The organism is Desulfosporosinus sp. Tol-M2 (assembly GCF_059735615.1).
In genome coordinates this window covers 1-6,176 of sequence record NZ_JCAIJG010000081.1, presented here as the reverse complement: position 1 = coordinate 6,176, position 6,176 = coordinate 1, and the positions used below count along the sequence as shown (strand labels likewise).

7 protein-coding genes and 1 pseudogene are annotated in these 6,176 nt (G+C 43.8%); 5 read left to right on the top strand and 3 right to left on the bottom strand.

Going from position 1 to position 6,176, the window contains the following annotated elements; translation table 11 throughout:
• From AC6I5A_RS06210 to AC6I5A_RS06195, 4 genes and pseudogenes are all read left to right on the top strand, one after another.
• Positions 1 to 587 (top strand): dihydroorotate dehydrogenase (locus AC6I5A_RS06210; RefSeq protein WP_034613098.1); only part of this gene is annotated, 587 nt, incomplete at its 5' end.
• A gap of 266 nt (positions 588 to 853) precedes the next feature.
• Positions 854 to 1,373 (top strand): annotated as a pseudogene (locus tag AC6I5A_RS06205) (orotidine 5'-phosphate decarboxylase / HUMPS family protein).
• Positions 1,374 to 1,391: 18 nt separating this feature from the next.
• Positions 1,392 to 1,997: an orotate phosphoribosyltransferase gene (gene pyrE / locus AC6I5A_RS06200; RefSeq protein ID WP_034613095.1), complete on the top strand. Its 606-nt coding sequence runs from the start codon at positions 1,392 to 1,394 to the stop codon at positions 1,995 to 1,997.
• 113 nt (positions 1,998 to 2,110) lie between these two features.
• Positions 2,111 to 3,598 (top strand): alkaline phosphatase family protein, encoded by a 1,488-nt coding sequence (locus tag AC6I5A_RS06195; RefSeq protein ID WP_034613091.1) that lies wholly within the window; start codon positions 2,111 to 2,113, stop codon positions 3,596 to 3,598.
• Here the strand turns inward: AC6I5A_RS06195 and AC6I5A_RS06190 are convergent.
• Positions 3,587 to 4,444 carry a site-2 protease family protein gene (locus tag AC6I5A_RS06190; protein ID WP_497900546.1) on the bottom strand — a complete coding sequence of 286 codons (858 nt, stop codon included), beginning with the start codon at positions 4,442 to 4,444 and terminating at the stop codon, positions 3,587 to 3,589. The two genes, AC6I5A_RS06195 and AC6I5A_RS06190, sit on opposite strands and share 12 nt — an antisense overlap.
• Before the next feature lie 232 nt (positions 4,445 to 4,676).
• Between AC6I5A_RS06190 and AC6I5A_RS06185 the strand changes: the two genes are divergently transcribed.
• Positions 4,677 to 5,267, top strand: a complete 591-nt coding sequence (locus AC6I5A_RS06185) for a 50S ribosomal protein L25 (protein ID WP_034613087.1) — start codon at positions 4,677 to 4,679, stop codon at positions 5,265 to 5,267.
• Positions 5,268 to 5,492: 225 nt separating this feature from the next.
• On the opposite strand, the gene AC6I5A_RS06180 is transcribed toward AC6I5A_RS06185, so the two are convergent.
• Both AC6I5A_RS06180 and AC6I5A_RS06175 read right to left on the bottom strand, forming a co-directional pair.
• Positions 5,493 to 5,834, bottom strand: a complete 342-nt coding sequence (locus AC6I5A_RS06180) for a type II toxin-antitoxin system RelE/ParE family toxin (RefSeq protein WP_052167931.1) — start codon at positions 5,832 to 5,834, stop codon at positions 5,493 to 5,495.
• A complete protein-coding gene (locus AC6I5A_RS06175; RefSeq protein WP_034613084.1) occupies positions 5,831 to 6,094 on the bottom strand; it encodes a type II toxin-antitoxin system Phd/YefM family antitoxin in 264 nt (87 codons plus the stop codon). Before AC6I5A_RS06175 ends, AC6I5A_RS06180 begins: the two co-directional genes overlap by 4 nt.
• Positions 6,095 to 6,176: the final 82 nt, after the last annotated feature.

The following is a 6,176-nucleotide window of genomic DNA, read 5'->3' as shown; positions in this document are numbered from 1 at the left end:
ATATGGCTCGCGCGTTGCAAGTGGATTCCGGATTAGCCGCGCTGGAAGTTAACATTTCCTGCCCTAATGTCAAACATGGGGGGATGCATTTTGGAACAGACCCTCAGAGTGCTGAAGAGGTGATTGCGGCGGTTAAGGCAGCAACGAATCTTCCAATCATCGCTAAGCTATCACCTAATGTTACGGATATTGTGGAAATGGCCCGTGCTGTCCAGCGAGGGGGAGCGGATGCTCTCTCGCTCATAAATACGCTATTAGGAATGCGGATTGACATAGAACAACAACGTCCCTTGTTAGCCAATACGTTTGGAGGGCTATCCGGGCCGGCCATTCGACCTGTTGCTGTCCGTATGGTCTGGCAAGTGGCAGAAGCGGTCGATTTACCGATTATAGGTATGGGCGGGATTACCACTTGGCAGGATGCTGTGGAATTTCTCTTAGCCGGAGCGACAGCCATAAGTGTCGGCACGGGGAATTTTGTCAATCCGCAGACTCCGCTGGAAATTCTACGGGGAATAACAACATATTGTGAAAAACACGGAAAGACTTCCGTGCGTGATTTAGTAGGATTGGCCCATCAGGCTTAATTTTTGAGCTAAGTAAGGGGATGGGGTAACCCCCAGGGAATAGAACATAAAGAATCACATTGAAATAATTCAAGCGGTTTGAATGTAACTGTCATTATGTAATTAAACAGTTGGATTGAAATGAGAAGTTGGTTTGAATTGAAAAAATAATGAAATGGTAACGTTGGTTTTGATAAAACAGTAGTTTTTTAAATAGAGAGTTATAACGGAGCAGTCTTTAAATGAAGTAGCTTGAAAAGAACAGTTAGAAACGGAGGCCTAAGTAAATGGATGCAGCATTAAATAAGAAAATTATCGTGGCTCTCGATGTGCCCGGGCGCGCGGAAGCTTTAACCCTGGCTAAGGCTCTCCAAGGGAGCGGATGTTGGCTTAAAGTGGGCATGGAGCTGTATGCCTATACGGGTCCGGTAATGATCCAGGAACTGAAAGAGATGGGATTTCCCATTTTTCTGGACTTGAAGCTGCATGACATTCCCACGACGGTAGAACGGGCGATGCGTGGATTCTGAGCATGTGCTGGCACTCGCCAAACTCGCCGAAAAGGCTGGTCTGGACGGGGTAGTCGCTTCGGCCATGGAGGCGAAGGTACTCAGGCGAAACACGGAACCTGGTTTTTTGATCGTTACACCAGGGATTCGCCCAGCCTGGAGTGAAGCGCAGGATCAAGCACGGGTCCTCACCCCGGATGAGGCTTTGGCGGCAGGGAGTTCATTTCTTGTGGTCGGAAGGCCGATTACCCGTGCGGAAGATCCTCGTCAGGCCTTGGAACGACTTTGGACACGGTAAAAAGGAGAGAAATTATTTATGGAAAAATACGCGAACGCAAAAGAAACCCTGCTTACACCCGATGAATATCTTGAAATATTTAGAAAAAGTAATGCTCTGCTGGAGGGGCATTTCCTGTTAACCTCAGGCAAACATAGTGCCCAATACATGCAGTGTGCTCAGGTACTTCAATATCCGGATCGGGCGGCCATACTTGCCAAAGGACTTGCCATGTCGTTTCGCGACATGGAGATTCAAACCGTCATCGGACCTGCGATGGGAGGGATTTTGGTGGCTCATGAAGTCGCCAAGGCCTTAGGAGTGCGGGCGCTCTTTACAGAACGGGAAAATGGAAGCATGCGTTTGCGCAGAGGGTTCACCCTTTCCCCGGGAGAACGCGTCTTGGTCGTTGAGGATGTGATTACGACCGGTGGTTCCGTTCGGGAGGTGCTTACTGTGGTCCAAGAATCCGAGGCTATCCCGGTAGGTGTCGGTATTCTTGTTGACCGAACGGGGGGGACAGTAGATTTTGGACTGCCGATGGCCTCTCTTATTCAGCTGCATATCCAGGCATATGAAGCTTTGGACTGCCCGCTTTGTGCTCAGGGAATTCCTGCTATCAAACCGGGAAGCAGGAAAGTATAATAGCACTAATGAACATACAATCAGTGAACGCATAGTTCTTCAATTAGTGACAAAATGTATATGAGTTTCATATAATATATTTTACGAGTTAGTTTTTGGAAGGGGGTCGGATCATGAAAAAGGTAATTGTATTTGTGATAGACTCTCTGCATCCTGTGGTTTTGGGGAGAATCCTTTCGGAAGGCAATGCCCCTGCTTTTCGTTTTCTGGCTAAACACGGAACCTATTTCGACAGCGTTATATCTTCGTTCCCAACCATGACCCCGGTTGCCACGAGTTCTATGATCACGGGAACTTGGCCTGATCGGCATAGGGTTCCTGGCTTTATTTGGTATAATGAAGAGAAGCGGAAAATTGTAGATTACGGAGCGACTTTACGAAGTGTCTTGAAAATTGGTCCGGAGAAAGTTCTTCGTAATTTATTAAACAAGCTCAATGAAGAGCATCTTGCGCCAAAAGTGTCGACCTTGTATGAAAAACTGGAAGCCAGGGGATTTACTACAGGGAATATTAATTTTTTTATGCATCGAGCCACACACTCTTATCGAGTAAAAGTCCCGTTTTTGCTCGCTTTAGCGACACGTTTCCGTCTCACTCAAGCAGAAGTATTTGGTCCTTCTCATTTGAACTTAGGCCAACTCGTCCATCCGCCCTTCTCCGGACGGGTCAATACTTACCCAAGAGGAGTTCTTAACCGCTTTGGTTTTAATGACTCGTTTTCTGGGAAAGTCGCTGCTCAGCTAATCCGTGAAGGTAAACAGCCGGATTTCATGGTCATTTATTTCCCAGACAACGATAAATATTCACATCAGTACGGCCCATTACGTACAGGGCCTTCGATTGAACGAGCAGATCACCTGGTTGCTTCGGCCCTTGATGAGTTCGGTTCTTGGGAGAAAGCTCTCGAGGAAAATGTAATTATTGTTACGGGAGACCATTCTCAGACGACGGTCGGGTTAGGGAAAGAATACCTGATTGATTTAGATCGTGCTTTAAAGTCGTATAAACGGTTAGAGCTGATCGAAGAGGCAAGTGGGGACATCAACAAAGAGATTGCCATTTGCCCCAATGAACGGATGGCTTTTATTTATATTCTTCAGCGAAAAAATGAGATTTTACCTGACGTGGTGGGCATTTTGGCTAGAGATCCGCGCAATGCGCAGATTGCTTGGAAAGTCTCCGAAAATAGGTATTCCGTCTTTCAAGGTGGAACTGAAAAACAACTTTTGTTTTCTTGCGTTGGCCCGTATCAGGACGTTTACGGCCAAAGCTGGTCTTTCGAAGGAGATTTATCCGTAGTCGATGCCCAAGTGACGGGAGAGCAAAAAATAGAATTTGCTAAGTATCCAGATGCGTTTACTCGTCTGAGATCAGCCCTTGAGTCACGGAACGGAAGTCGGGTGGTTGTTTCGGCGGCATCGGGATATGAATATTTAGCCGTTGGGGGACCGATTCACCCTAGCGGCGGGAGCCACGGCTCCCTCGAAGAGGAGGATTCTACGGTGCCGATGATCGTTGCCGGTATGCCGATCAGGTTGGATTATCCAAGGATTATTGATTTGTTCCCGATGATTCTAGGGCATTTTGGACTATCGAAATAAAGAGGCTTGAACAGATTGTAAGGCGGTGGAAATGTCCAAAGAATACATCATTAGTATGACTAAAAGAACCAGGAGAAGAAGATAGGAAGTCCCAATCGCCAGCCTAAAACCGGGCTCAACGCTAAGGTATTGAGCGGTTTCTGATTTATTCCTGTACATGGAGATGATTTCAAAGATACCAAAGATTAATATCAAAACAAGGATATAAAAATGAAGTTTCCAGATAAGAATAACACATAAAATTAACCCGATTACCCAAATTAATGGTGAAATTGCTTTTGAAATTCTGCCCCCGTCTAAGAAACCAAAGGGGAGTAAATTAAAAAGGTTAATTAAGGCACTTACATATGCGAGTCCGGCCCAATAAGGTGCAGCTGTTAATGAGTAAATTCCTAAACATACCAGTGTGACAAAGGCCCCTGCAGCCGGTCCGCCGATCGCTGTTATGGCCTCTTCTTTAACACTTTTAGGCATACTCTTCATCCTGATAAATGCACCGAGAAAAGGAATAAATGTTGGAGCAGATACATCAAGGCCTAGTTTTTTACTCGTGACATAGTGACCCATTTCGTGAACAAAAATGACAATAACAAAGCCTACCGCAAATAACCAACTGTATATTTGAGCATAGAGAACGATTGTTAAGGCCATGCTCAAAAAGGTACCCGCAAATTTTGATGCCTTAAGTAAGGTGAACAAGAATTTGGCAAGTACGGTAAGTTTGCTAAATTTTAATAATCCAAATATTGCAGTGATTAGAATACCAAGTGTAGTTTTCGAAGGCCGTTTCGTTGGCTTTTGCACTATAGATTCTTCGATGCGTGAATTGTCGTCCTGAATATGCAAACTTTTTTCCTCACTTTTCCATTTATGATTCCTCAAACTTAGTCAACTTGAATTTATCATTGTTATTAGTTTATCTTCAACGGTCTGAATTATGAATGTTAGAGTTTCTGTTACTGCCAGACATTGAGGTTTAAGTTAGGTCGTAATAGATTATACTATTAGTTAATGTAACAATTTTTTATAGCAGGGATCGATAATGGTTTTATTGGCATAATGAAGGAGTGAGTTCCTTATGGAAGAAACTATTTTAGATGCAGTTGATAGGAATATGAAACCTAAGAAATGTAGGGAAGCCGGCTTTACACCTGGTGTACTCTATGGCGAAAGTGTTACAAATGCAATTTCCGTACAATTTGAGACGGCTGCTCTGAAAAAAGTTCTTGCTGCACATGGGTCGAATGCAAAAGTATGGGTAAATTATGGCAGCAACAAGAAATTCGGAATTATTAGGGAAGTTCAAAGGCAACCTGTTTCAGCTAGAGTCATTCATTTAGCAGTATATCTAGTCTCTCAAGAGCATGAGCTAAGAATGAAAATCCCTATTCTCTTTGAAGGGCAGGAAAACTTGAAGAATGCTCTGCTTCAGGTGTATAAAGCTGAGGTAGAAGTTTTTGGGAAAGCCCACTTGATGCCTGATGCAGTTGTGATAGATATATCAACAATGGCAGTAGGAGATGTAATTACTTCAATTAATTTTAATTTAGACAAACAGGTAAAAATAACTGATAACAAAGACGAAGTCTATGGAATCATAATACCTCAAAGAGTATTGACTGAGGAGACGGAAGCTGTAAGGGAAACGGTAACCGAAACTGAGGCATAATAATTCTCTGCATAATGTCTATGTCCTTAACCCCAATATGAGAAAAATAGCACCTCAAACGGGTGCTATTGTAACGAGTATGGAGTACCTTTAGTTATCGGCTTCTAATCAACCAACATTTCCTTAATAGTATTTTTCACAATTATCGTTATTTTTGTTCATAAGTTTCATGGCTTCAGCCCAGCCTTGTCGAGGAGATCCAAACATACCTTGTTGAGTTGGAGGTCATTTTGCCCGTCGTTCATTTAGTTCCCCCAAAAGACTATGCCATTCTCTGCGGTTGTACAGTACCCGTATTATATGGACGGTAAGTACAGGTTCGTCTATAACATAGAACAAGACATAGTTTTCAATGAATAGCCTGCGGACGCCGATGGAAGCGTATGGCTGATCGTCTACAATACTATTTCTTTCCGGCATCGTTGATAGCTTGACGATCTGCTCCTTAATGGACGTATATAGCCGCAACGCCGAAGCAGGTTCTTTGAGTGTTTCCGTGATATATGAGAGGATATTGTACATATCACGCTCAGCGGCGTTTTCAATTTCTATCTTATACCTTGTCAAAAGCCAAACTTCCTCTCGATATCCGCAAAGACATCTCCTGCGGGACGGTTTTTTCCGGCTTTCATATCCGAAAGACCTTCGTTAAGCAAATGATGAAGGTCGTGCTTACCACAGAGCCGCTCGTACTCAGCGTTGGAGAGGATGACAAGATCACCCTTACCGTTTTTTGTAATGAAAACAGGTTCCCGATAAGTATGGCAGAACTCGGATATCTCATTATACTTATTTCGTAGATCGGAGCTTGGTCTGATTGTGGCCATGAGAACACCCCCTCAATTATCCTATGCAAATAATATCGGAATTTTGATAAAATATCAACCGGATAACTCACCAGGTTTAAAC

Bases quoted from the DNA above. Each gene is read 5' to 3' on its own strand.
- pyrE (WP_034613095.1), top strand. From the start codon at position 1,392: ATGGAAAAATACGCGAACGCAAAAGAAACCCTGCTTACACCCGATGAA.
- AC6I5A_RS06195 (WP_034613091.1), top strand. From the start codon at position 2,111: ATGAAAAAGGTAATTGTATTTGTGATAGACTCTCTGCATCCTGTGGTT.
- AC6I5A_RS06185 (WP_034613087.1), top strand. From the start codon at position 4,677: ATGGAAGAAACTATTTTAGATGCAGTTGATAGGAATATGAAACCTAAG.
- AC6I5A_RS06175 (WP_034613084.1), bottom strand. From the start codon at position 6,094: ATGGCCACAATCAGACCAAGCTCCGATCTACGAAATAAGTATAATGAG.